At 34.3% G+C, this 24,264-nt stretch carries 24 protein-coding genes; 2 read left to right on the top strand and 22 right to left on the bottom strand.

All coding sequences use genetic code 11. From position 1 onward, the window contains the following. Window positions 1-231 precede the first annotated feature (231 nt). A complete protein-coding gene (locus KF896_11040) occupies window positions 232-2,982 on the top strand; it encodes a T9SS type A sorting domain-containing protein (protein MBX3044242.1) in 2,751 nt (916 codons plus the stop codon). 353 nt (window positions 2,983-3,335) lie between these two features. Here the strand turns inward: KF896_11040 and KF896_11045 are convergent, their stop codons facing one another. The 6 genes from KF896_11045 to KF896_11070 form a co-directional block, all read right to left on the bottom strand. After that, a complete protein-coding gene (locus KF896_11045) occupies window positions 3,336-3,617 on the bottom strand; it encodes a DUF86 domain-containing protein (protein MBX3044243.1) in 282 nt (93 codons plus the stop codon). A 62-nt stretch (window positions 3,618-3,679) separates the two neighbouring features. After that, entirely contained in the window at window positions 3,680-3,973 is a 294-nt protein-coding gene (locus KF896_11050; GenBank protein MBX3044244.1) for a nucleotidyltransferase family protein, read from the bottom strand. Window positions 3,974-4,150: 177 nt separating this feature from the next. Continuing rightward, the gene (locus tag KF896_11055; GenBank protein ID MBX3044245.1) at window positions 4,151-4,387 is read right to left on the bottom strand and encodes a hypothetical protein; all 237 of its coding nucleotides are present in this window, start codon (window positions 4,385-4,387) and stop codon (window positions 4,151-4,153) included. Then, window positions 4,384-4,800: a PIN domain-containing protein gene (locus tag KF896_11060; GenBank protein ID MBX3044246.1), complete on the bottom strand. Its 417-nt coding sequence runs from the start codon at window positions 4,798-4,800 to the stop codon at window positions 4,384-4,386. The genes KF896_11055 and KF896_11060 overlap by 4 nt, the downstream gene beginning before the upstream one ends. A 94-nt stretch (window positions 4,801-4,894) precedes the next feature. After that, on the bottom strand, window positions 4,895-7,066 hold the full coding sequence (scpA, locus tag KF896_11065) for a methylmalonyl-CoA mutase (protein ID MBX3044247.1): 2,172 nt from the start codon (window positions 7,064-7,066) through the stop codon (window positions 4,895-4,897). Between the two features lie 13 nt (window positions 7,067-7,079). Then, window positions 7,080-9,203, bottom strand: coding sequence for an acyl-CoA mutase large subunit family protein (locus KF896_11070; GenBank protein MBX3044248.1), 2,124 nt, complete (start codon window positions 9,201-9,203; stop codon window positions 7,080-7,082). A gap of 258 nt (window positions 9,204-9,461) precedes the next feature. On the opposite strand from KF896_11070, the gene KF896_11075 reads away from it, so the two are divergent. Continuing rightward, a complete protein-coding gene (locus KF896_11075; GenBank protein MBX3044249.1) occupies window positions 9,462-10,022 on the top strand; it encodes a DNA-3-methyladenine glycosylase I in 561 nt (186 codons plus the stop codon). Window positions 10,023-10,290: 268 nt separating this feature from the next. On the opposite strand, the gene KF896_11080 is transcribed toward KF896_11075, so the two are convergent. From KF896_11080 to KF896_11155, 16 genes are all read right to left on the bottom strand, one after another. Next, window positions 10,291-10,779, bottom strand: coding sequence for a VOC family protein (locus tag KF896_11080; protein MBX3044250.1), 489 nt, complete (start codon window positions 10,777-10,779; stop codon window positions 10,291-10,293). Between the two features lie 36 nt (window positions 10,780-10,815). Beyond that, a complete protein-coding gene (locus KF896_11085; protein MBX3044251.1) occupies window positions 10,816-11,391 on the bottom strand; it encodes a dihydrofolate reductase family protein in 576 nt (191 codons plus the stop codon). 105 nt (window positions 11,392-11,496) lie between these two features. Beyond that, complete coding sequence (locus tag KF896_11090) at window positions 11,497-11,856, bottom strand: nuclear transport factor 2 family protein (protein MBX3044252.1); 360 nt, start codon at window positions 11,854-11,856, stop codon at window positions 11,497-11,499. Window positions 11,857-12,052: 196 nt separating this feature from the next. Continuing rightward, window positions 12,053-12,541 (bottom strand): DUF4199 domain-containing protein, encoded by a 489-nt coding sequence (locus KF896_11095; GenBank protein MBX3044253.1) that lies wholly within the window; start codon window positions 12,539-12,541, stop codon window positions 12,053-12,055. A gap of 3 nt (window positions 12,542-12,544) precedes the next feature. Continuing rightward, entirely contained in the window at window positions 12,545-12,994 is a 450-nt protein-coding gene (locus KF896_11100; GenBank protein ID MBX3044254.1) for a DUF1801 domain-containing protein, read from the bottom strand. Between the two features lie 306 nt (window positions 12,995-13,300). Continuing rightward, window positions 13,301-13,852 carry a DUF4287 domain-containing protein gene (locus tag KF896_11105; GenBank protein MBX3044255.1) on the bottom strand — a complete coding sequence of 184 codons (552 nt, stop codon included), beginning with the start codon at window positions 13,850-13,852 and terminating at the stop codon, window positions 13,301-13,303. Between the two features lie 4 nt (window positions 13,853-13,856). After that, entirely contained in the window at window positions 13,857-14,720 is an 864-nt protein-coding gene (locus KF896_11110; GenBank protein MBX3044256.1) for a hypothetical protein, read from the bottom strand. Window positions 14,721-14,930: 210 nt separating this feature from the next. Then, the gene (locus KF896_11115; protein ID MBX3044257.1) at window positions 14,931-15,503 is read right to left on the bottom strand and encodes a dihydrofolate reductase family protein; all 573 of its coding nucleotides are present in this window, start codon (window positions 15,501-15,503) and stop codon (window positions 14,931-14,933) included. Between the two features lie 56 nt (window positions 15,504-15,559). Next, window positions 15,560-16,093 (bottom strand): dihydrofolate reductase, encoded by a 534-nt coding sequence (locus KF896_11120; protein ID MBX3044258.1) that lies wholly within the window; start codon window positions 16,091-16,093, stop codon window positions 15,560-15,562. A 2-nt stretch (window positions 16,094-16,095) separates the two neighbouring features. Continuing rightward, window positions 16,096-16,332 (bottom strand): hypothetical protein, encoded by a 237-nt coding sequence (locus KF896_11125; GenBank protein ID MBX3044259.1) that lies wholly within the window; start codon window positions 16,330-16,332, stop codon window positions 16,096-16,098. Beyond that, entirely contained in the window at window positions 16,322-16,843 is a 522-nt protein-coding gene (locus KF896_11130) for an AAA family ATPase (protein ID MBX3044260.1), read from the bottom strand. Before KF896_11130 ends, KF896_11125 begins: the two co-directional genes overlap by 11 nt. 4 nt (window positions 16,844-16,847) lie before the next feature. Beyond that, entirely contained in the window at window positions 16,848-17,201 is a 354-nt protein-coding gene (locus KF896_11135; GenBank protein MBX3044261.1) for a nuclear transport factor 2 family protein, read from the bottom strand. A gap of 422 nt (window positions 17,202-17,623) precedes the next feature. Then, on the bottom strand, window positions 17,624-18,772 hold the full coding sequence (locus tag KF896_11140) for a hypothetical protein (protein MBX3044262.1): 1,149 nt from the start codon (window positions 18,770-18,772) through the stop codon (window positions 17,624-17,626). Further along, window positions 18,769-22,173, bottom strand: a complete 3,405-nt coding sequence (locus tag KF896_11145; protein MBX3044263.1) for an AAA family ATPase — start codon at window positions 22,171-22,173, stop codon at window positions 18,769-18,771. The genes KF896_11140 and KF896_11145 overlap by 4 nt, the downstream gene beginning before the upstream one ends. Further along, the gene (locus KF896_11150; GenBank protein ID MBX3044264.1) at window positions 22,157-22,735 is read right to left on the bottom strand and encodes a DUF4194 domain-containing protein; all 579 of its coding nucleotides are present in this window, start codon (window positions 22,733-22,735) and stop codon (window positions 22,157-22,159) included. The genes KF896_11145 and KF896_11150 overlap by 17 nt, the downstream gene beginning before the upstream one ends. Beyond that, window positions 22,732-24,192, bottom strand: a complete 1,461-nt coding sequence (locus KF896_11155) for a DUF3375 domain-containing protein (protein MBX3044265.1) — start codon at window positions 24,190-24,192, stop codon at window positions 22,732-22,734. Before KF896_11155 ends, KF896_11150 begins: the two co-directional genes overlap by 4 nt. Window positions 24,193-24,264 lie beyond the last annotated feature (72 nt).

Consider the following 24,264-nt stretch of genomic DNA (forward strand, 5'->3'; position numbering starts at 1 on the left):
TTAATAGATTTTGTCAAAATAATGTGATTTTTTCAATAATTTTGTAGCAAAAAAGATGTTTGTGTGTCTTAGTAAGTATGAGACAGTTGCAAAACAATATTTTTTAATATTTTATTGAATTCTGATTTGTTGAAGAGTTGGACTTTTAGTCAGTAAGCTCAACAGAAATACTTATTTGATTTGTCGCGGTTTCAGAAAAGTACGAGTTCAAAAAACAAATTGAGGTATGTAATGAAAAACAAATTACAAAATATGATTTTTACAGTATTGTTAAGTTGTTTATTTTTAAATACTTATCAGTCACAAGCCAATGAATACTATTTTATTCTGCACCCTGGTCTTGCTTCAGAGTCTGATACAGTAGCTTTTCTGAATGTATTTACTGTTATTCCGGGAGAATTATCTCTTTATAAAGGAGATAAAATTATAAAAACCTTCAATAATTTGCCTGTTAACGATTATTTATCAATTCCTTTGAAAGCTGACGAGGCGCAATCCTTGATTCTTGATGATAATCATCCAAGGGAAGGAATAATATCAAATTCAGCTCTTAAAGTAATTATTCCCGGAAATGTTAAAGCCCTACCAACTGCAATGACTAAGTACGGCACAAAATCTGACGCATTGACAATATTTTCAAAGGATAAGCTCGGAAATAATTATCAGGTAAGCAGTCCTGTGAAGTCAATTTATTCAGACAATGTACCCCCAAATTTTATTGCTATTATCGGTATTGAAGATAATACCCGTGTTACTTTTCGATTAGGTGGCTGTCAAACCTGCTATATAATGAAAGAAGACGGCACTCTTCTAAGCATGAATCAGACAATCAGACGCACATTAAATAAAGGCGATGTCTATTATCTTCCTTCATCAGGTATAAATTCGGTACTGACAGGCTCCACAATAAAAGCCAATAAAATAATAGCTGCTTTTTCGGGCAGTCTGAAAGCATACTCAGATTCTCCGGAAAACTATAATTACACTATTACTCAATTACTTCCTGAACAAAATTTTGACCACTCATATTTAATACCTGAATTTATTGGAGGAAGGCATTTTCCGAATATTTCTATTTTCTGTCAGGAGCCATTTACGGATGTATTTTTTAACAAGAGCTTTATCAGAAATATTTCATCTCCGGGTGGTATAATCGGTACAGGATATTTGGAAGAAATTGCAATTTCAAAATTAGATAATGATAACCTGATTGATGTAAATTCTGCCAAAAAGATAAATGTAATGATGACTTCTTCAAATTCGGAATATGAAGGGAATAAAATTGCACCATTTCAGATGCAAATTATTCCTACTTCAAGATTTTCAAATTATGCAACTTTCAGAATTGAAAATATGGATGAAGATTTTATCAATATTATTTACAAATCAACACCAGAGGGAAATATTCCGAATGATTTGCTTATATCTGAAATCAAGGACGGTAAATATAATTGGGTCAGATTGAAAGATGTTTATCCGGGAAATGGCAAGGCTTATATAGAATCTCATGATACAAATAAACTATATAGTTCAAAAAATATCAAGTTCAGTAAATCCGGTACTTATTCAATCAAATCCGACAGTGGTTTTGTTGTTTACAGATACGGCTTCGGAGAAAGTACTTCTTATGGTTTTGCTGTAAATGGCAAGGATATTGACGGCAAATTAAGTAATGATTGGGCGGCTCCATCTGTAGAATTTACAGGTAATTGTGTTAATGGATATTCCGGAGTAGCAATTGAAGAGCCACGTGATAATCCTGACAATAGAAGTAACTTTGCGCAGGTATATATTAATACCGAAAATAGCTATAATTTTACTTTTTCTAGAAGTGATTTTTCTCCAGGAATTACTAATGAAGTGAGTTGGAGCTTAGATAGGAGAAATTTAATGCTTAATTCTCAGGCGCAATTAATTTTTATTGATATGGCAGGAAATATCACTGATACAATTATCAAATGTCCGGCAATTGTTCCTGAAATGCTTGAACTAAATGAAGATTTTGGCAGATTCAATATTGTAAATCAAATAGCTGAAAGTAGTAACAAACTGAAACTTTTCTTTGGAGGTGATGTTTCTAAATTGATGGAGCTTGAGCTATTTCTGATACTCGATTCAGATTCTGTTGAAAATAAAAATAATGACATAAATGAATTTCAGGGCTTTTCCTTGGGTGATTTAAGAGATGTAAATCTTTACGATTTATTCAAGAATAACGTGATAATTGAGACTGATGTTAAATTTCATCATGAGTTGGTTGGATCTTTCAGAGATTCTATTGGATTTATGGTAATAAACAGAAAAACCGGCACATTGATTTATAAACATTATTTTGCAGAGCTTCGCAGTATTGTCGGAAACAGCTATATTCAGGCAACAGATTTCGCATTTGGAACAACAGAAATCGGAACAAAAAAACAAGGTAGAATTACACTCAGTAATCCTAATTCCGGTTATGAATCAACATCATTTGACATAAAAATTCATGAAATTCGATTAGTTGGTTCAAATCTTGGAGTAAAAGGCTCGGGTAAGGAGTTTGAAGTGGATATTCCTTCTGGTATTACTCATGAAAATCCATTAATTTTAAAGAAAAATCAAATAATTGAATTTGAAGTTGAATTTGCTCCGCAGTCTGAAGCTGAAATGAATGTCGCAGTAGTTTTCGAAGCAGATGTCAGCAAACCAAAGAATACTTCACATATTAGGGGCTTAGGTTTCACAACATCAGTAAGTGAATTAAATTCAAAATCTGACAATATTATTATCAATCATGCTGATGGAATTCTGAGCTTTCATTCAGATGAAAATCACTTTACGGAACAGATATCTATTTTTGATATTAGTGGTAAACTTTTACTGAGCAAATCAGTTAATCATAATTTATCTGGTTTACGATTAGAATTTAATTCAATTTCAGGCATATATTTCATCCATATTAAATCAAAGAATCTGAATATTGTAAAAAAAATTATTATTTAATAATTGATATTATAATCTAAAGAATTAAAAAAAGATAAATATTTTCTAATTATTTCAAGGCGAGAAATATATGTTTCAGAATGCCTGAATTTGCGAATTGTTACACAAGGATTAATACTTGATGAAACTATGGCAAATATCAATGAAACATTATCATTACACCTTTAAGATGAGAATTTGAATAGCTTAAACATAATGAAAAATCCGGCTGCATCAGTAAATTTTGATTAAGACGAGTTTGTATTTGCCGAAGCAGTAAGTTATGTCCGGAAATTACAATCTATCATAAACAGGTGGCTCGACATCAGGTACTTGGGTAGTGTTTCTTAACTCAAAATATTTGTGTTGAAATATTAAGGATTTCCATAAATATTGCCATCATCAAGTAACTTCTTAATATTTGGCTCAAGATTCGGCAACTCATTTTCGATAATATCCCAAATAATTTCAATGCTAATACCAAAATATTCGTGAATGATGACATTTCTAAAATCGGTTAAAGCACGCCAGTCAATATCCGCATACTTTAACTTAAAATCTTTTGGCAAATGATTTGATGCTTCACCAATTATTTCAAAGTTCCTTATAACAGCATCAATGGTTTTGTCATCATCTGAGAAATTATCAAAACTCATATTTTGGGTGAATGAATAGATTTTTTTTTTCTAAATATCCAACAAATACAAATTATTATTTCTCAATTCACGAGCCATTTAACATCCTTCAAAATATAAGGTTTCATCATTGGTTTTATTGAGTTTTCACATACTAAATCAACCTTGGTTCTAAACAATTCTTCAAGATAATCTTTTAAACCAATAAAATTACGGTACGTACTTTTTTCAAAATTAACAAGAATGTCAATATCGCTATTTTCATCATCATCACCACGAGCAACAGAACCAAATAAAGCAAGTGATTTGACACAGTATTTTTTTAATATATCGGCTTTTTGACTTATTTCAAGTTCAACTTTACTTTTTCTGCTCATAATAATTTTTATAAATTTTTTGCTAAATATTTAGTTTAAAAGACTTTTAAGTTTGAATTTAATTATAAAAAATACACTGAACCCATATAAAAGATATTAACAATATTCTGTATAAAAAATTCAACTTGTAAATATGACGCTTATTCAGACGGAAATATTATTTGTTGTCACCCCCAATTACAACCTATCATACTCCGGTGGCTCGACATCAGGAACTTGGGATAATACTCTAAGGAAATCTTCTTTCGTTTTATCTTTAAATCTTTTTTCGAAATAATTGTAATGTTTAAAGTAATCAATATTATTTGAAATTGCATCTGATATAAAGTTCTCGATACTAAGCTTGTTGATGTTCGCTAAGTCTTCGATAAGTTTTAATTTGTCGTCTGATAACTGTATTTGTAAAACTTTCATTTTATAACTCCGATTTGTTTAAGAAACTCTTTAGGATCAATTACTACAATTCCTAATTGATTAACGTTATTAAAATCATTCTTATTGTAACTGATAATAAACTTACTACTACAATTTAATGCAGCTTCCAATACACAATCATCTTTCACATCTTTTAGAAATGGTCTCCATAAAAAATTAACTTTCTGCTTCTTTGAAGACAAGCAAATCCATCCAAGATAATCATCAATTTTTGACCTATTAATACCTACTTTAACTAAAGCATATTCATATTCAAAAAACAACGGAACTGTAACAGCAATTTGAAATTCTTCTGTATTCCCGAGAAATTCCATAAGTTTGAATGAAGCCCCATTTCTTGACTTAATTGCACTTACAATTACATTAGTATCTATTACAATGTTTGTTTTCATTATTGGGTATTCAAATAATTATGAAAATTTATAAAATTTCTTATTTAAAAAACGGCTACCAAAATGATAGCCGTTTTCATATTATAATTCAAAATCAACTTATCCGCTCGAACAAATCGTTCATAAGTTTTTTTGCGGCTTCGGGTATTATAGTTCCGGGACCAAAAATTTCTGCGGCACCGGCTTCGTAAAGGAAATCATAATCCTGCTGTGGAATTACGCCTCCTATACAAACTAAAATGTCAGGGCGGTCTAACTGCTCAAGTTCGCTGATTAGCTGTGGCAGAAGTGTCTTATGACCGGCAGCAAGAGAACTAACTCCTATTATATGAACATCGTTTTCAACTGCCTGTTTAGCAGTTTCCTTTGGAGTTTGGAAAAGCGGACCAACATCCACGTCGAATCCCATATCAGCAAAGGCAGTGGAAATTACTTTTGCACCACGGTCGTGTCCGTCCTGCCCCATTTTTGCAACAAGAATTCTTGGGCGGCGGCCTTCTACTTTTTCAAATTCATCAGTCAGCTTTCTGACATCTTCGATTGCTGATTTTTCAGCATATTCTGAGCTGTAAACTCCTGAAATTGTTCGTGTCATAGCGTTGTGCCTTCCTGTAACTTTTTCAATTGCATAAGAAATTTCACCCAAAGAAGCACGAACCTGTGCGGCTTTAATTGATAAATCAAGCAGATTGCCTTCGCCGGTTTCGGTAGCTTTGGTAATTGCTTGAAGAGCAGCTTGAACATCCTCTTCATTTCGCTCTGCACGCAATTTTTCCAATCTCTTAATTTGCTGGATACGAACAGCAGTATTATCAACTTCGAGAATTTCAATCGGGTCTTCGTGCTCCAGACGATAACGATTAACACCGATAATAGATTCAGCGCCTGAGTCAATTCTTGCCTGACGACGTGCCGCTGCTTCTTCAATCCTCATTTTTGGAATGCCGGACTCGATTGCTTTAGCCATACCTCCAAGCCCTTCAATTTCCTGAATATGCGCCCAACCTTTTTCCACTAATTCTTTTGTCAGTTTTTCAACATAATATGAACCACCCCATGGGTCAATGACTTTAGTAATCATTGTTTCATCCTGCAGGTATATCTGAGTATTACGTGCAATACGAGCAGAAAAATCAGTTGGCAGTGCAATTGCTTCATCAAGAGCGTTTGTATGTAATGATTGTGTATGCCCAAGAACTGCACCCATTGCTTCCATACAAGTACGAACAACATTATTGAAAGGGTCTTGCTCAGTAAGCGACCAGCCGGAAGTCTGACTGTGAGTCCTTAATGCCATTGATTTAGTATCTTTAGGATTGAACTGTTTGATAATTTTTGCCCAAAGTAGTCTTGCGGCACGCATTTTGGCAACTTCCATAAAATAGTTCATACCAATCGCCCAGAAGAACGATAGTCGCGGTGCAAATTTATCAATATCAATACCTGCTTTGATACCGGTTCGAACATATTCCAAGCCGTCAGCAAGCGTATAACCCATTTCAATATCCGCAGTAGCACCTGCTTCCTGCATGTGATAACCTGAAATTGAAATACTGTTAAATTTCGGCATATTGCGTGATGTAAATTCAAAAATATCAGCAATGATTCTCATTGATGGTTCAGGTGGATAAATATAGGTATTACGAACCATATATTCTTTCAAAATATCATTCTGAATTGTACCGGAAAGCTGCTCAAGAGTTGCACCCTGCTCTAATGCAGTTACAATATAGAATGCAAGTACGGGCAGTACAGCACCATTCATCGTCATCGAAACTGAAATTTTATCAAGAGGGATATTATCAAATAATACCTTCATATCCAAAATGGAGTCAATCGCAACACCGGCTTTGCCGACATCACCAACTACCCGCTCATGGTCTGAATCGTAACCGCGGTGAGTTGCCAAATCGAAAGCGACAGAAACACCCTGCTGTCCGGCAGCAAGATTTCTGCGATAGAAAGCGTTACTTTCTTCGGCTGTAGAAAAGCCCGCATACTGTCGGATCGTCCATGGACGTGATACATACATTGTCGGATAAGGACCTCTTAAAAAAGGAGCAATTCCAGCCGTGAAATTTGTATGCTCAAGATTTGCTGTATCTTCTTTTGTGTAAAGAGGTGCAATGTTTATATTTTCCATAGAGTGGACAAGGATTTCGTCTGGCATTTTTTTAGTCTGCTGTTGAAATTTTTCTGACCATTCAGATTTATTTGATTTTATAATTTCATCAAAATTTACTTTATTAAAATCCGGATTTTTCATTTTCATATTTCCTTTATTTTGTCAATCCCGAAACTTCATAAATTTCACGTAAACACTCAATAATATTTGCTTTTACGTGAATGAACATATCCACACCTGCTGCTTTGTATGTATCAATCATATCTTTTGGATAACCCGCAAGAATGACAAAATTTTCTGAATTTGCAGACTTAACTTTTTGGGCGAATTCAGTCAAAAATTCAGCATATTTGTCATCAGTTGAACATACCACAATGATTCTCTTTAGTGAAAAATCAATTTTGGAAATAGCTTCATCTGCACTGCTCAAACCATCATAAATTTTATTTGAAAAGCCACCAACTGAGAAGAAATCATTTGAGAAATCTGCTCTTGCTTTCCAATCACGTAAAGCCCCAAAGCATACAAAATCAAGCTGTGGATTTTTGCCGTTTAATGCGATATAATCGGAAATCACCTCACGCATTTCTTCTAATACTTCAGAGCTGCGGCGTAGGTAAATAGGAGTAACTTCATTGAATTCCGGTGCATCAAAAGGTATTGAATTATAAAGTTCAGCAAGCGTGGCACCTGCTTTAAGAGCATCGGCAGCTATTGAAATTGACTGTATTTCATCATTATTAAATTTTTCTTCAAATTCATCAAGTAAATTATCAATATTTTCAGTATTTCTGTTTTGTATATAACTATCAAATGATTTTACATATTCGGTCAATTTATTTCTATCAAAATCTAAAGTAGTTTCGACTGGTTTTTCGTGAATATTTGCATATTTATTCACTCCGACAATAATATCTTTTCTGAAAGCAATATTCTCAAGTCGCTTGTTGAAATTTGCTTCTATTTTGTTTTGGATTGAACTTGATTTGATTTCAGAGATAATTCCGCCGTTATTTTCAATAGTAATAAATTCATTCCAAGCAGATTTAATCAATTGCTCTGTAAGTGATTCTATGTAGTATGAACCGGCTGCGGGATCAATTGTATCGTCAAGATGTGATTCATATTTTATGACATTTTGAGTGTTGCGGGCAGTTCTGCGTGAAAAGCCGTTTGGCAAGCCAAATTCTTTATCAAAATGATTAACTGTAATTGAATCGCAATTACCCGTAATCGCAGAGAATACCTGACTTGTAGCACGAAGCATATTTACATAAGGGTCAAGTTTAGTATGCTCGCGTTCTGATGTAACAGCGTGAATATGAACTTTTTGCGATTCCTCATTTCCACCAAATTCTTTAATGATTTTACTCCAGATAATTCTGAAAGCACGGAATTTTGATATTTCCATGAAGAAATTAATTCCGATTGCAAGTGAGAAACTTATTTTTGGTGAGATTTCATCAATTGTAAGCCCTTTTTCAAGTAATTGACGAATATAAAATACCCCGAGAGATATTGAAACAGCAAGTTCCTGAACGGCATTGGCACCTGCATTGTGCCACTCATAACCGCTGATTGCTATTGTTCTGAAATCCGGCATATTAACATTAGCATATTTAGTAACTGCGGACATTTCACTAATAAATTTATCAAAATTATCAGGTAAATTTCCTTCTTTTGTAAATTCAGTAATGAAGTCAAAATTAAGCGTCCCTTTTAATTCTTTGCTATTTATTGCTGCTGAAATAAGCGAAACAAAGGCAGGCAATGCAGCAATTCCTGCATCAATATTAACTGGAAATTTACTTAATTCAATATCTTTCAATGCAGATTTTAAATCATCAAGATTTGATATACAAAGATTAATGCCCGATAAATCATCATCAGTAAAATCCTCGTGCATAGCAGCGGCTTTATCAAGGTTGATTCTGATAGAATTTTGCCCGCGGCTTAAATCATTTTTTAATGCCTCATTAAAATCATTTGTAATCGGATAAGGGATATTCTGACTGATTTCAAAATCATTCAGCTTATATCCTGAAACAGAGCCACCTCGTGAATAGGGATTAAATCCCGGAAAATCCTGAGAAATATGAGGAATATTTTCAATATCCTCTTTATTATAAATAGGTTTCAGAGTAATTCCCTCATAAGTAGGTGTAAACATTACCTTCTCAAAAGGTACTCCTTTTAGTGCCGAAACAGCGGCATTTTTCCAATCATCATAGTTTGGAAAATCAAATTCTTCAAAAAATCTTTTATTTTCTTCAGACATTTCTCTAACTCATAAAAAAATGTAACTTGTACAGATTCAAAATTAAGGAAAATTAATGACTTTTCATAAATATATTGTTACATTTGTGATTTAAAGTGTCTTTTTTTATCACTTATTTAATTTAAATGTATAAATATTAGCTTATTTACAATCAGCGACATATTTTTGCTAAATATTAATACTTAAATAAATTAAAATAATTATTTTTGTAATTTTCAAAAATTTGCAATCTAATTGAAAATATCCCGGGAATACAATATGCAACGATGTAAATGGTGCTTAGGCAGTGAGATTGAAACGGCTTACCACGATACAGAATGGGGTGTGCCACTTCATAATGACAGTAAGCTTTTTGAATTCATTTTACTTGATAGTTTTCAGGCAGGACTTAGCTGGAAAACAATTCTAAATAAAAGAGATAATTTCCGACTGGCTTTTGATGATTTCAATGCAGAAATTATCGCCACTTATGGAGAGGATAAAGTTACAGAGCTGCTTCATAATGCAGGTATAGTAAGAAACAAATTGAAAATTAATGCAGCTATATCAAACGCAGAATGCTTCTTAAAAATTCAATCCGAGTTTGGTACATTCGATAAATTTATCTGGAAATTTACAGATGGAAAGCCGCTGATTAACAGCTGGCAAACACATAGTCAAATACCCGTAAGTACCAAAAAATCTGATGCGATGAGTAAAGAATTAAAGAATCATGGATTTAAATTTGTCGGTACTACAATTTGTTATGCTTTCATGCAAGCTGCCGGAATGGTAAACGACCACACAACTGATTGCTTCAGATATACAGAATTAATTTGAAAATAGCCAGGCGGTAGGCGAAGTCCACCGGATTTCTGCTTACCGACATGTTCGGCGACGGTTCGATTCGCTTTTTATTTTCGCCTGCCGCCTGACTACTGCCGGCAAGATGAGCGAAGCGAATCTTGCTGAACGTTTTGCAGCTACCCGAAGGGCGGGGTTTTTACCACAAAACTTGATTTGAAAAACTAATGTTTGATTAACCACAAAACTGTCTTTGGAACACGAAATCCCTGCTTGCGTATAGCTGATGTTGGCGGTTCGTTGTTTATTTTCCTTCGTATGCCTTGTTAAGCGTTTCAATGTCAAATTTTTTCATTCCAAAAGCACACCGTTCAACTCGATTTCTTTTTTCCAAATTCTGGTCGGTTAGATACTTAGGCAGGACACTCGGTGTAATTTGCCAAGAAACTCCATATTTATCTTTCAACCAACCACAAGGGCCTTCTTCTCCGTTTTCAGTCAGCTTTGTCCAATAATGGTCAATTTCATCTTGAGTGTCGCAGTAAATTACGACAGAAACTGCTTCATTAAATTTGAATTTCGGTCCGCCATTTAAGGCTAAAAAATTCATTCCGTTCAATTTGAAGTCAACAGTCATTGCTGTTCCTTCTTCCTTTCCGTGAATTTCAAATCCTTCTTTTCCAAACCGACTTACCTTGATAATTTCGGAGTCTTTAAAAATTGAAGTATAAAAGTTTGCTGCTTCTTCAGCTTGCTCGTCATACCATAGGCAAATTGCCATTTCTTGTCTCATAAGTTTCTCTTTTGTTAGATTAAGTCAAAAGCATTTTTATTGTCTTTCAACTTCATAATTCAATTCAGTTACTCCGTTGCTAAATTGTCGAGTAGTTGGCAAAAGCTTTAAGTTGATTCGGTCATTGATGGCTTTGTATAATGAAACACCCTGTCCAAGAATGATAGGGTTTACAAACAACCAAAAGCCGTCTATTAAATTTTGTTGAATAAGCGAATGAGTTGCTGTCGGACTACCAAAAAGTAAAATGTCTTCACCTTTCTGTTTTTTGATTTCATTTATATGTTCAACAATGTTTTCACTTATGATTGTCGTGTTTGGCTTGTCAGTGCCTTGCAGGGTTTTTGACAGAACTACTTTGTGAACGTTATTATACCATTTTGAATGTTCAATGTCGTGTTTGGTTGCATTTGGTTTGTCACCTGCGGTTGGCCAATAACCTTCCATCATTTGGTAAGTTGTTCGCCCATAAAGAGCTGTGTCACCATTTTTAATTCGATTTCCAACATAGCCAAATAGTTCTTGGTCAACTTTTGCCCAATTGAGTTCTCCATAAGGTCCTGAAACAAAACCGTCAAGAGTTATGTGCATAAATGAAATTACTTTTCTCATATTTTACCTTTCTTTTTTTGTTTATACTCTGTCATTTGTTAGGTGTTTTAATTTGCTCTGTCGTCTTTCGCAATGACCATCACCGTCTAAAATTAATTTCAACTGTTACTGGTTCGCCATTTGCTTCTGAATGCAGTACGAAGTTATTGTAGTCAATTCGTTGTTGCAGTTGAACTCATAAATATCACAGGCAGAAATAAAATTCACTGTCTTTCCATCACGGATAAATTCTGCTGTTCCACTAACTGCAACTCGGTTGTTGTCTGCTATAACATTTACAGTTATGAAGTTTGTAGTCACCGAATTGAAATAACGGGCAACTTGTCTACAGTTGTCAATTACGGCTTTCTTTCCATTAAAATAATCTTCACCAACTACAGTCCATTGTACATTCTCTGACAAATAGGGATATGTCAATTCAAAATTTCCATTTGAAAATGCTTCTGCTATTTCTTTCTTAGTCATATATTGCTCCTTTTAATGTGTGTTGGGTCGTCCATTACAATGACCGCCAACGTTTCGCCGCTACCCGAAGGGCGGGACTTTTACCACAAAACTTGATTTGAAAAACTAATCTTTGATTATCCACAAAACTGTCTTTGGAACACGAAACCCCTGCTTGCGTATAGGTGATGTTATAGGGCGTTTTCTTGTCTTTTTATTAGTTTCTATTTTTCCTTCTTGTAAAAATTGCAACTATTGCGGTTGTAACAATACCCATTATTAAAGCACCTATGGTACTCTGTATCATATAACTTTTCAGATTAAACTGGGCTTCTGCGTCAGCAATGCTTTTGTGGTACCCTGTCTCAACTGAATATTGTATAACATTCTTAAAATAATCGGGCGTAATTACACTTGAAATTATCCATTGAGTTAACGGACTGAATATTGTCACTATCACCGTGATAATTAATCCAGCTACAAAGCCTTGTTTATAAGTCATTGCTCCACTGTGATAATTCTTCCTTTTATCCAAAAGTGCAAAGACGTATATAGCAATCGCAACAATGGAATAAAGCATTGTCAGATATTGATGTTTGTCTATATGCTTGTCGTGAAGCCCAACTAATTTTTCTAAAAGCATCCATAACAACTGTGAGCCTATAAAAATAAATGCCCACTTTGCTTCGATTTTAAAGTTCTTCATAATTTATCGTTTTAAATTGGTTTCGTAAATTTCAATCCATTGTTTAGTTGTCATTTTTGAACAAAGGTCGCCAATCAGTTCAAATGGAATTTGGTCTGGTTTTTTGAAGCGAATACAACTTTTTCCCATATCCAATTTTGTTTTTGAGTGTTTTGGGTACTCGTCAGAAAACCATTTTAGTAAATCTGGATTAGCATAAAGTCCCATATGGTACAGTGCAATAAAGTTTTTTTGTGAGGCAATACTGATAAAAGGTAATGGTTGTTTTGGGTCGCAATGGTATCCACTTGGGTAAATTGAATGAGGAACTACAAAACCAATCATCCCGTAACTAATTGTTTCAGAAAATCCATCTGGTAAATTTTGAAGTATGGTTTTCCGTAACTCTCGAACTGCAACTTGTCGGTCCGCAGTGAGTTGTTCAATGTATTGTTCAGTTGTTTCTGTTTTCATTTTTTTTTGATGTTAGTCTGTCTTAAAATGCCCTATAATAGTCAGGCGGTAGACGAAGTCCATCGGATTTCTGCTTACCGACATGTTCGGCGACGGTTCGATTCGCTTTTTATTTTCGCCTGCCGCCTGACTACTGCCGGCAAGATGAGCGAAGCGAATCTTGCTGAACGGTTTGCAGCTACCCGAAGGTGGGGATTTCGAAGCACTTTACTGTCAACCAAGCACAAACTTTGATAGAAGCACAAAGCTTGATTTTACCACTGAACCGCCACTTTTGGGTAGGTGCTGTTATGGGTAGTGGTTCTTCTATCCTGCATTGTCATAAGCTGTTCTTATCCATTCAATTACTTCTTTGTCAATGTCTTCTATGTCAGTAAGGTTTATTTTATGAGAACACATTGAGTTAGGTTTTTCGGGTTCTAATTTCCCTTTAGGTTCTTGTCCTTTTAAGTTGATACCAATCTCGTAACGTGTCTTTGTTGCAGGATTTAAAGTCGCAAATTGTTTTTTTCTTCTTAAACTCACATAGGTGTTTTTCGGTGCAATTTCAATGTCGTTTCCGAAAGTCTGAATTTCAGCAATTAGTTTGTCGTATATGGGTTTAAAATGTTCTTTTCCTTGATACTGTTTGATTATCAAATTGTCCTGATTTTCTGCTGAACCTGCATCCGTTTCTTTTGCTTTGTGAGCCACAAGGTTTGCAAATCCGTGAGTGAATTGGTGTTGCTCTTTAAGAAACTTAATTATTTCTCCGTGTTTTGCAAAGTTTTGTTGATTTACAATTTCAATCCATTGTTGCAATGTTTTACCTGTGTTTTTATGCAGGTTTTCAATCATTGTCTGCGTTGCTTTGTCCATATTATTAAGGTTTTATTTTAAAGATTTTATCTGAAAATGGTAAGTATTCAGGAAGTGCAGCCGAACCATACCAAGTAAAAATGTCGTAGTCTAAGAGACCGTTTTTAATGGCAAGGTCTGTTTGCAATAATTCTTTGGTTTCTTCTATTGTCTTAATGTTGTTCAAAATAAAAATGCCTCTGTAATTATTTTCATTCTTTCCTAATGGTCCTGCAACAACAAGTTTTCCTTCTTTAACCAAACGGTTTATGTTGTCCATATGCCCTCTAAAACTTTCGGCAATTAGCTCTTTGTCAGTCGTATTATTCGTTCCTGTTTTCAAAATAACCAAGAAGTAGCTTTTCATACCATAATCATCTCCGCCTAACTTTTCTGCTAATGTCTTGTCGTAATTTGGGTTTGTAATTGTAGAGTCATTTTTTTCAGCTTTTTGAAACTCCTTTTGCATCTTGTATGCAAACCCTTTTTGTTTTCCGTCCGAAACCTGCACATATATTTCTGTGTCAGTCAATCTTTGGTAAACAATTTTTTTTGGAAAATCGTGATTAGGATTTTCAAAAATATAGGTGCTATCTGTTTTTGTTAATTTAAAATCAACGGGGTTGCCTGAATTTTGTTTAAGAACAGTTGCGGAATAAAGTATTTCCTTACCTACTTTTCTTATGTCCAAGTATTCAGAAATTAGCATTTGTCCGTCCTTAAGTTTATAAGAAAATCCTTTTAGTGTGTTTTCATTCAGTTTGTCCCAATGTTCATAAACTTCTTTGTTTTCCATTTTCCAAGTTCCTAACAAAAAGTCAGGCAAAATTGATTGAGCAAAAGTCAGCTCAACAGTAAAAAATACTAATAGCGTTAGAGTGTATTTCATTGTCTTTCTATGTTTATTGTTGTGTCGTTTTACCATTACCCATAACGTTTTTCAGCTATACGCAGGCAGGGCATTTTACCATTGAACTTCCTACGAAGAACTGAACTTTAAATTTAGCACTTTCCTGTCCTACGAAGCACGAAACCCCTGCTTGCGTATAGGTGATGTTAGCGGGTCGTTGTTATTCTTTTCCAGTCATAAATATCAGTGTCAGTCTTTGTTCACTTGATAATTCAGCAGTGCAATACCACATTCAAATGGAATTGCTTTTATCAGTTTTAAATTTTGTTTCTCTGAAAGATTTCTAAAAATTGGCATACCGTTTCCAATGGCAGATTGATTGACAAATAAATGATACTCGTCAATCAGCCCGTTTTTGACTAATGATGAAACGAAAGTTGCTCCACCATAAACGATAATATCGCCACCAGGTAGAGCTTTTAGTCTTGTGACTTCTTCAACAATATCGCCTTTTGCTAAAGTCGTGTTTTCCCATTTTGAATTATCCAATGTTTTTGTAAAGACGATTTTGGCTGTGTCGGTGTATTTTTTACCTGATGCTTGTTCTGGATTGCTATGGTCAGCCGCTACACCTGCCCAATGAGGAATAAAACCTTCGGCAAGGTTTCTGCCCAAAATGATGGTGTCCACAGGTTCTGTAAGTTCGTTTACATACCTTTCGATGTCTTCTGTCCAAGGAAATGTCATCCAGTCCATTTCTCCATTTTCTCCTGCAATGAAACCATCAACGGTTGTTTGCACTTGTAATTTTAATTTTCTCAATGTGTTTTTGTTTTTAGGTTGTTATTAATTTTAAGCTATTTGGAGTTACATTAATTTTATTTTCTCTTATAATGTAGTTGTGTCAATCCAGTTTCAAACGGTTTAACAGACACAAACTCAAGAGCCTGCTCGGGTCTGCCATCCTTAAAAAGTCTTGTTCCGTTACCAACCAAAATCGGTATTACCGAAATTATTAGCTCGTCTATTAAATCGTGTTTCAAAAGTTCATTTATTACTTCTGCACCACCGTCACAATAAATGTTTTTCCCTTTTCTAGATTTTAGTCGTTTGACTAACTCAGTTATGTCTCCAGTGTAAAAAACCGTTCTGCCGATTTGAGGTCTTTCAGTTCTTGTAATGACATATACATCTCGTTTTCCGTTGTCGTAATGAGATGGGCCGATTTCTTTAAGCACATAATCATAGGTTTTTCTACCAATAATCAATGTGTCAATCGTGTCTGTAAATTCTGCATAACCGTAGTCTTCGCCTTCCTTTTCAACAAGTTTCAAGAAACTAAGGTCGTCATTGGGTTTAGCAATGTAACCGTCCAAACTTGTTGCGATGTATAAAATTACCTTTCTACTCATATTTATTTCGTCCATTTTCTGTTATTGTGTCGTCTTTTAGCCTGACTATTCAGCAAGATGAGCGAAGCGAATCTTGCTGAACGTTTTGCGTGTATGTGCAGTAGCGGATTAGAAGCACTTGCCTGTCCGTTTAGCACAAAGTTTCTTAGGATTACAGACCTTCGATTTACCACTTCTCCCGCTATTGCCACATACACGCTGTTAGCGGTTCGGGCTTTTATTTCAGTCTTATTTGTCAATCGTCTGCTCAATATTTTTGCTAATTTCATTGATAAGCTCTTTCTCAGATTTATCTTCATTGATTATTGAAAAGTCAGTTTCAAAATTTCTTTCTCTTACCTTTTCATTAATCATTAAAACTTGGTCATCTGAAATGTTTATATGAATCTCTTGGTCTCTGGATTTAACTCTCTCTAAACAAGTTGTTCTGTCTGCATAAACACCAATTGTTGTTACCTGAAAATCCCTTCTCAAACTTTCAAGCATTAAATCAAAGTACTCAGTCAATCCTGTGGACTCGAATACAATTTTGTCCTTATCAGTTAAGCTGTCTCGAATCCCACTTTCGATTTCTTCAAATACTTGTTTTAAGTACGCTTCATTGTCAACATTTCTATTTTTCTTTATTTTCTTAGCCCAATCTTCCACTCGAATGAATTTTATCCCTAACTCCTTTTCCAAAAGTGTTCCAATGAAAGATTTTCCGCTTCCTTTTTGTCCAATCAGTAGATAAATAATTTTACTTTTCATATCCTTATTCAATCGGCAATTTATGTAGTTTTAAAAATGAGAGTTTATCCCAATAACCTCGTTGAAATTCAATCTTATTGCTTTTAATCTGGAAAAATCCACAACCACGCAGTCCGTTTGGGTCTTTCCATTCTAAAATGGCCCATTCTCCGTCTTCAAATATATTTTCAGGGATACAGGTCATTTCTGCAGTTTCAAATTCACTTTTAAACATTTCCTTGATTGCAGCTTTGCCTACAACAGGCTCGTTAGCAACTTGATGGTTGACTGCATTATCAGCATATAAATCTGAAATTGCTTCTAAGTCCGCCTTGTTGAAAGCGTCAATCCATTTTTGTAAAATATCTTTTGGTGTCATTTGATTTGCATTGTGTCGTTTTTAGCCTGACCGCTAATAGTCAGGCGGTAGGCGAAGTCCACCGGATTTCTGCTTACCTACATGTTCGGCGACGGTTCGATTCGCTTTTTATTTTCGCCTGCCGCCTGACTACTGCCGGCAAGATGAGCGAAGCGAATCTTGCTGAACGTTTTGGCGCTTGGCGCAGTGGCGGATTTCGGAGCACTAAACTGTCAATACACCACAAAAGTTGATGCGAGGTAGAATGTTCAATTAACCACGTCACCCGCCATTGAGCCAAACGCCTGTTACCGCCTAGTGCTTCTTTTTCTTCGTCCGTTTGTCGGTCAGTCGTGCGGTTGGACAGACACACTCTTTGCCAAGTTTTGGCTTGCGTGTCGGCTTGAGCGACTTGGCAATGTGTGTGGCTGTGAAGGGTAGGGTTATTCATTGTCAAAGTATTTGTTTACATATTCTAATGGGATTTTCTCTTGTTCAAGTCTCCAGTTGTTTGTTTTCAAAATCTCGTAAAGCTCTTGTTCTTCGTCTGTCAAGTTAAGTTTCGTTGAAATGTTAGTCGGTGTTCCATTATCGTTTTCAAAAAACTTGTCAAAGGATTGCTTGTCCATTAAAACACTTCTTGTCTGCGGAAAGTAAGTCCTGAATTGTGAAAGAATTTCAAAGCCTTGGACGTCTATGTCGCCCCAATAAAGTAATTTAAGATTGTCAAACCACCGTACATTTTTAAGATTGAAAACACTAAATCCACTACCAAAAATTGCAATGGTATCATTCATTTTCGGAAGTGTCAAAGTGGTGTAGAGTGTTGTCTTGTTTTCTACGACCAATACTTTAAAGATTGGTAAATCCAATTTTTCAAATTGGCTAACTGGAATTGCAATATCATCAATTCCTGAAAAAAATCTGTCCGATATTGTTTTGTCAAGAACTTTAAACCGAATTTGAGGCTCAGCGTATTTTAAATTAAACCTATTTTCAAATTCTTTTTCTTCACTTTTTACGTGTTCCGAGATTAGAATATCTAGCAGTTCCCTGATAATGCTTTTATTTCTCTCGACAAATTTTGTGTGAACTTTTACGGGTAATTCCCTAATGTAGAAATTTGGTTTTGGATTTTGTTTGAAGTATTGACACACTTGCAAAATGTTCTGCCATTCATTTGCATTGTCAATGACTCTTTTGGGATTTTTAATTATCCATTCTTTGAGTTCAGGGAATTCCCGAAGGATTATCTCAACATTTAACTTGAAGGAATCAACTTCATTCTCTTTACCTAAAAATTTCAAAAAATCTTTTTCATTGTCAAAGTAAATTGAAATTGGCAAATCTTGAACTCCTAAATACTTTGTCTTTACTTTTTGAAAGTCCAATGTATAGCCAAAACCCTTTTTCACTTTTGAATGGCTATGAATTTGTTGAATTTCTCTTTCAAATTCCGACAGTGAAGATTTGGTGTACGACTTGTCGCCACGAATAACCAATTTCTCAAACGGTCGCTGTTCAACCAAAGATTGAAGAAAGGAAATATACTTTCTTTCGGTTTTGTTCTTTATTTCCTTTGGTGTAATCATTTAGCTAGATAATTCACTTTTTCTTCTTTGAATTGTTCAATTGGCATATCATACAACCACGAATGTCTTTCTTCTTTACGCTCAACAAAGTGAACAAATGAAATATCGTTTTCTACAATATGAATATTGTCACTTGGTGTAACGACCAGTAATTGCAAATGAAGTTGTTTACAAAGTGTAATTAAGTACCGTGCTTTGTCTTCATCTTGAGCCTTGAACGCTTCATCAATGGCAATGAAGCGAAAAGATTTAGATTCTAACCCTTGATTATATCTTGTTAATCCAAATTGATAAGCTATGGCAGAACCCAAAATAGTATAAGTAAGTTGAGCCTTTTCACCACCTGAAAGTTGCCCCATTGCTTCATAAGTCTTAAACTTTTGACTTGTTTCCTTGTAAAATTCTTCAGCTTTGTAACTAAACCAAAAGCGAACGTCCATTACTTTTTTCCGCCATTCTTCTTTATCTAATCGTTCTATAAATGGTTGAATGTGATTATTGAAATGATGTTTCCTGCCTTCAATATTTTTTTCCATTTGGTAAACATTGGGAACGGCTTCTTCTAAAAGTTTTCTAAACTCTTTCACTTCATCATTAATCTTGTTAGGTGCAACAAGTTGAATGTAGGTTTGGGGTTTATTTTTGAAGTCAATCTCTTTTAAAGATTCGTTCAAATGTTTGATGTTTTCTTTGATTGAATCTGACCAGTTTTCAAAGAACATTCTAAAATCCCCAACTTTATTAGTAATTGTTTCTTGCAAATAGTCGTTGAATTTCTTTTCAAACTTTGGAAGATTATCATTCTCCAATCTAGCTAAGAAATTTTGATATTCACTGATTAACTCTAAATGTGTTGAATCGGGTAGGGAATTAACATCAGAACGCCAATCCTTGAATTTACTTAATATAGCTTCTGAAGGCTGTTTAAAATCGTTTATCTTGATAATTACTTCTCTTTCTTTCGTTTGCTTTTGTACTTCAAGTTCTCTTGTTTGTCTTGAATTTTCCTTTTGGAATCTCTCACGACTTGTTTCAAAGGTTGCGTATTCAATATTCAACAAATCGGAATGTTGTTTTTCAAACATTGAAACATCAACAATTCCCAATGGCTCATAAATAGATTTGTTACTCCTGATTGATTGTTCAATCGTGGCAACTTCATTTTTCTTGGTAAATATTTCTTGTCCTTTATTAAAAATTTGAACATCTGAAAGCTGTTTCAAAGCGTCTTGAACCTTTTTTAAATCTTCTTGAAGCTGCTTTACTCGATTGTTTGTTTTTTCTAGTTTATCTTTCTGTTCTGTTTTTTGTTGAATCTCGTTCGCATACGATTGCCAATTTATATCATCATACTTTTCAAATTTTGAAAATAAATTATGGCATTCATCCTTGAATATACCTAAGTTTTTTATTTCAATATTTTTGTTTGCAATCGCTTTCTTATTTTCTGTTTGTTGATTTTGAAGATTTATCAATTCTTTCTTTAAGGAGGTGAGTTTTTCTTTGTTATCCCATCCTAACACAAAATTTTCCTTCCGAGCAATATGTGGTCGGTCGTCTTTTTCGTGTTTGCCCCTTTTGAATTTTATCAATCCATTTTGAGTAATTGCCATTTCGTGGAATTGCTCAAATTCCGAAAGATTATCTACGCACACAAAATCAAATTGTGATTCCAAATAGTTCTCAATCCAATCGAAATATTGCATTTTTGGTTTAATTTCAATTTTGTTGATTAACGACTTTTCATTAAAACCTTTGTTCTTAAAATTTTTGAGATAGTCTTGTTCTTCAAATTTGTCGTAACGAATTCTACCTTTCAAATTATTGCTGTTCACATATTGATTCACTGATGAATAGTACTTTGGTGGAACAATCAATCTCAAAGCAAAATTGTGAAGTACTTTCTCAATTGATGATTCCCACTTCATTTCATCATCTTTCACTTTAATCAATTCTCCGATGAAAGGAATTTCTTCTCTACTTGCTCCAATATGCTCAATTAGTTCTTCACGAATACGAGCTTCATTAATAGGAATATTGTTCTTGTTTTTTTGAAGTGTTTGAATTGTTGCTACTAATTCTTCGGTTGATTTAGTTAAATAATCTTCCTTGTTTTTCAAGGAACGGAGATTTTCATTTTCAGAATCAATATCCTGTTGAGTTTTATGTTTTAATTCCTTTGCTTTTTCTCGGTTAGTAATAAATGTTTCTTCGCTTGGATTGGTTTCTAATTCAATGCTTTGTGCGATTTTATTGTACTCATCAAGTTTAACGCTTCTTAAATTTTTACTCTTTTCTAATCTTGTGATTTCAGTTTTCAATTTTTCAATTTGATTACCAACTTCATCAGACTTTATTTGAACTGTCAAATCAGTTTCCTGATTTTTCAATACGCTTTCTTTTTCTTTTAATTCTGCTAGTTCATTATTCAGGCGATGCAACTCTTCTTTACATTTCTCCAATTCTTTTTCGCCCAACTCAACACCTTTTTGGGCAAACCAATAAACTGCCGTTTCCTTAGACTTTTCTAATTGAAATAAATCTGCTTTGATATTGGTCAGTTCTATGGCAATCTCATTAATCGGCTTTAGTTGTTTAATTTGTTCTTTGGCTTTTTCAATGTTGGTTTTAGCATCCATTAAAGTCAAGAAACTTTCTTTTAGTTGAATGAACTCTGCTTCCGCATCTTGTTCTTCCAGCATATTGGTTCTTATGAAATCATCTAAGTCTTCCAATACTTTCACACCAACAACTTGATTGAACAAAGTCAACGCTTTTGTGGAACGCATTCCAAATAAGTCCGCCAATCTTTCTGCATAAGCATTAGGGCCATCTATGAACTCAATTTTCTTCTTCGTGACATTCGAGTTGTACTTTTTATCTAAAACCTTTTTCCAATTTCCTTTTGAATCGAATTGACCAAAATCAGATTCTACTTCCAGAGGAACGTGAGCAATTCCGAATTGTCGCCTTAATTCATTATTCGAAAACCAACGTACTTGAAAAAGTGTAATTTGTTTTTGGTCAGCATTGGAGAACGAAGCAAGAATTACGGAATATGTGTTTGTATCGCGTAATTTTTGTGTAGAAGTAGAAGTTTTTCCTTCTTCTTGAATATTTCCGTAATGTCCCAACACATAGGTTTCTTCAGTGCGGTCTCCTTTTTTCTCAACTCCCGAAGATTGATTGTAAAAACGGTCTTTTTTTGCAGGAACAATTAGAGTAAGCAATGCGTCAATGTATGTACTCTTTCCAGATGCGTTTGCACCAGTGAGAAGTGAATTATTTCCTTTCGGATTTATTCTAAATACTTTTTCATTAAATGTTCCCCAGTTGTAAACTTCCATATATTGAAGTCTGAACCCCGCTTTGTCGGAACTTGTACTAAACAGACTCAACATAATCTTTTAACTTATTTTCAAAATCTTGTAAAATATCAAGAGTGATTTTTTCTTTGATAATTCTGTGTATTTGGTATTTCGTTTCATTGTCTTTCTTACTGATTTCTTTTAAGTAGCCCAAATCAACAGCCGCATTAATATACCTATCGAGTTCCTTGATAAATCTAACTCTATCATATTTTTCTGGAAGGAATAATTCTAACTCGTCTTTTATCTCTGTATTTGTGATAAATTTTTCGGTTGCTAATTGAGTAGGATTACTGTCAAAATCTTCTAGGCTTTGTCTTAGTACAACGAGCACAATAGACGTTTCAAAACCTATTTGTCGCCTTTGAACTAATCCGAGAGTGTTACCTTCACTATCTTCAAGTTGCTTTACAAAAGCAAATCCTTCATCTTTTTTAACGATTAACTCTAATCCAATTTTGCTAATGTAGTCCTGGATTTCAGTTTGATAATTGATTACATCATCCCATACATTGGAATTTCGTTCTATGGTTGATTTTAACAACCTTACAATGGCTTTGCTAAAAGGAGTAATATGCTTTTCTAAATTGCTCATTTGGTCAAAATAATTTCAGGGATTTTTATTTGTTTCCTGTTGCCCGCATCAAAAACGATACTTTGCGTTTTATCAGGATTGATAACGTGTTTGAATTCTTTCACAATGCCTATATAACCGAACAACTCAGGCAACCCTTTTTCAAGACCACCATAATTTTCTACAATATCTAAAAGTGTGGTCTGCGACTTTTCTTTAAGTACATCTCTTATCCTTTTTCTCAACAATTCCTTATCAATATTAGACTGTGAAAACAGCCGTCCTAATTGATTAGATGATGTAATGTCTTCATTGGCAATTTTGGGTCTGTTGGTGTATGTAACTTCTTCGGATTGCTCTTTCGTGAGTTTGCGTTCAAATGGAATATTTATTTCCGTTCCTGTTTCTAATTCAAATGAAATATCAGGTTTGTTCTTGGATTTACTGATTTCTACAAGTTGCTTCTTGATGTCTTGAATTATTTTTTTCGTGGCTTCTGATTTAGAACTTTCATTCTCACGAATTATACGGCTTAGTTTTTCAGCCATTTTATCATTGGCTTTGTAAACCTTTTGTCCTGAACTATGGAGATGCTTTTTCATTCCTATTAGGAATGTATCCCTTATTGGGATTGATTTTTCTTCTAAAGTTGTGTATAAATCTTTGGTCAGGCTTTCCCATTTGTGCTGTAGGTCTGGATTTAATATGAATGACCAAAAAGCGTAAAAGCTTTTTCCTTGTTGGCTTTCTTTTAATGATTCAAGTGCATCAAAAGTAAATTCCAGTATGTCACTTTTGGATAGGCTTCCGTCAGCGTGTTTTTGATAAATTCCTTTTGTAATTTCTTTAAAGTTGTCTTCAACTTCTTTAAAGTCGGATAATAATTCTTTCGCAGATTGATTGAGTTGATTGAAACGGGGTACGATTTCATATTCTTCAAATACTTTTACGTCTTCTCCGATTTTTATTCGTTGAATTTGTTGTTCAATTTCTAATTTTTTCTCTTCCAACAACTCTATACGCTTTTCGGTATCTTCATTAGTAAACTCAACCAACTCTTTCAATTGATTCAGTATGTTGTTGAATTTGGATTCAGTACCGACAAACTCTTCCTTTTTTAAACTTGCCAACCAATCTATGGTTTTGCTTGAATGTGAAGATAGTTCATAAAAAACTTCACCTTGTTCATCAGGATAATTCGTCAAAAAGCCATTGTTAGTCCAGTTTTGAATATACTTTTTGGCTTTTTCTTCATAGGTGTCAAAAAAATTGATTTCATTTTCTTCATCAATTTCAATTCTCTGTCCTTCTAAAAAGTCCGCTAATTGAGAATGAATATTTTCAGATGAAATGGAGCTTTGTTTATTAATGAAAGTTCTTACTAGAAATTCAATAATCATTTCTCTGTTTCGTAAACGTAACAAACCAACACTTGGTGAAGTGTTTAGCGTGTTTAGTATTTGAGAAATGTCTGCCATATATAATTACTTTCTGTGCGTTGGAAAAAATTCAGGCTCTTTTGCTTGCGAAGCGGTCGCCCGTGCGTTGGG

Source organism: Ignavibacteriota bacterium (genome assembly GCA_019637995.1).
In the GTDB taxonomy this organism is placed as follows: domain Bacteria; phylum Bacteroidota; class Ignavibacteria; order Kapaibacteriales; family UBA2268; genus JANJTB01.